The organism is Xanthomonas sp. D-36-1 (assembly GCF_017746155.1).
Taxonomy (GTDB): domain Bacteria; phylum Pseudomonadota; class Gammaproteobacteria; order Xanthomonadales; family Xanthomonadaceae; genus Xanthomonas; species Xanthomonas cissicola.
In genome coordinates this window covers 1-1211 of sequence record NZ_JAGHWR010000089.1, presented here as the reverse complement: position 1 = coordinate 1211, position 1211 = coordinate 1, and the positions used below count along the sequence as shown (strand labels likewise).

Genomic DNA, 1211 nt, shown 5'->3' with positions numbered 1-1211 from the left:
GTTGATCAGACCTTCCTTAGCTCCTGCCAAGCGCCTTGAGTTGAGGCCACCGGGAAAATTGCCGGGAAAATTAGCTGCGCTTTGGCGGTTTTACCACCGGCAACGCGTGGTCATAGCGGCCGGTCATTTCTGGTGTCACGTGCCCTGCGGCGTCTTGTTTGTCGCCCCGGTTACCCACTGTGTCGGTAATGCCGCGATGCTTAAGGCCGTGCAGCGAAAAGCGCTCCTGCTTCGAAATGATTTCTTCTTTCAGTGCCAGCTTGATGAATCGCTGCCAGGCGCTATCCAGTGATGACTTAGCCATCGGATTACCGGTCTGTTCAACGAGTAGGCGCCGATCCTCAGCCTTGATTGGGACTGCAAAATTCCGACCTTTTTTAGTCCAGATGGCGGTCCGTCGTGCTACGAGAAGATCCCACGCCTCGATCATTTCTGGATCCCATTCGGTGAGGGTGTCGCGTGATCCCTTGCGCCGTTGAGCATGGATGCCTGCAGGTTGTTTATGTGTGTCGTTGAGTGTGCACACCTCGATGCCGCGTAGGCGTGCGCTATACGCCAGCACCATGACCGGTGCTAGGTAGCTCGGGCAGCTGCCTTTCGTATGCGGCGTGAGGGAGCCACGCTCTCGAGCGAAGGCCAGTACCTTGTCGAACGCGGACGGCATTGGCATCCGGTGTCTCTTTGCTTCGCGTGCTTGCCTCACGCCGATTGCTGGATTGGATCTGCATAGGCCGGCACGCACGCCCCAGGCGAGTGTGCGACGTAGATAGCGATGAAGGTGGTTTGCTTTACTGGGCGTCGCTGGAAGTGCGGGTTGGTAACGGTTGGCCGGTCGCCCCATTGCGAAGACTTCCACGAGCCGCTGGACTACAGGCGTGGTGATCCGGTCAATCTGCACTGAACCCAACTTCGACCCATCTTTGCGAGGCGTGGACGATACACCCTCGTCCATATGACCTTGAAATCAAGCTGGCATTCGAGGCGCCAACTACGGGCGAGCGGCTCGTCGCTCTCTATAGCGTCTTGGCGGCATACGTCATCAAGTAAGATCTTAGATGTCTGCTCTAGGGAAGGTCTGAACAACGAGACCTGACAGGGCGGAAGGTGGCGTCGTTCCGAAGAGTGGCTTTTGGAACTTCGGAATTTCGCCATTTCTGGCGCTTTCCGCGGGAATTTCCCGGTTCACAGACGCACGCTCCCCATCGCCGGCA

The 1211-nt window shown here is 57.5% G+C and carries 1 protein-coding gene; it reads right to left on the bottom strand.

Annotation, left to right across the window (positions count from 1 at the left end):
• Positions 1-70: 70 nt before the first annotated feature.
• Positions 71-565, bottom strand: coding sequence for an integrase (locus J7367_RS20040; protein WP_057664295.1), 495 nt, complete (start codon positions 563-565; stop codon positions 71-73).
• Positions 566-1211: the final 646 nt, after the last annotated feature.

What these genes read in the sequence shown, in the direction of transcription:
- J7367_RS20040 (WP_057664295.1), bottom strand. Translation starts at nt 565, where the DNA reads ATGGTGCTGGCGTATAGCGCACGCCTACGCGGCATCGAGGTGTGCACA.